The sequence below is a fragment of the Streptomyces sp. AC627_RSS907 genome (genome assembly GCF_019049165.1).
Map to the genome: position 1 here is coordinate 1 of NZ_JAGMUE010001196.1, position 588 is coordinate 588.

Genomic DNA, 588 nt, shown 5'->3' on the forward strand with positions numbered 1-588 from the left:
GAGACGTACCTGGCCGAGAACCGGGAGGCCACCGGCGGCTGGCAGCGCGACGCCTGCGACCTGGAGGGCGGCGGCTACGACCGGGTCGCCCTGGCCCTGATGCGCGCCATCGCCCGGGACGAGCGCACCACGCTCATCCTCAACGTGCGCAACCGCACGGCCGTCCCGGCCCTGGACGCGGACGCGGTCGTGGAGGTGCCCTGCGCCGTCGACGCCAACGGGGCGCACCCGCTGGCCGTCGGCCCGGTGGCCCCCGGCCAACTCGGCCTGATGCTCACCCTCAAGGAGGTGGAACGGGCCGCCATCGAGGCGGCGGCGAGCGGCTCCCACCAGGCGGCGCTGCGCGCCGTGGCACTGCACCCGCTGGTGGACTCGGTCAACGTCGCGCGCCGCGTGCTCCAGGCCGCGGAGGCGGGCGCATGACCCGGGGTCGGAGGCCGGAGGCCGGGCCTCGGACCGCCGCCCCCGGCCCGTGACGTGGCCAGCGGTAGCCCCGGCTCCTGACGCGGCCCGCAATCGGGCGCGCTGGCGGGTTGGCCGAGATCGTGTGGTCGGGCGGCACCGAGGTGGCGCGCGGGCCGGCGGCGG

The 588-nt window shown here is 78.1% G+C and carries 1 pseudogene; it reads left to right on the forward strand.

Annotated elements, in window-relative coordinates:
• Positions 1–423 (forward strand): annotated as a pseudogene (locus tag KUM32_RS41030) (6-phospho-beta-glucosidase); the annotation flags it as partial.
• Positions 424–588 lie beyond the last annotated feature (165 nt).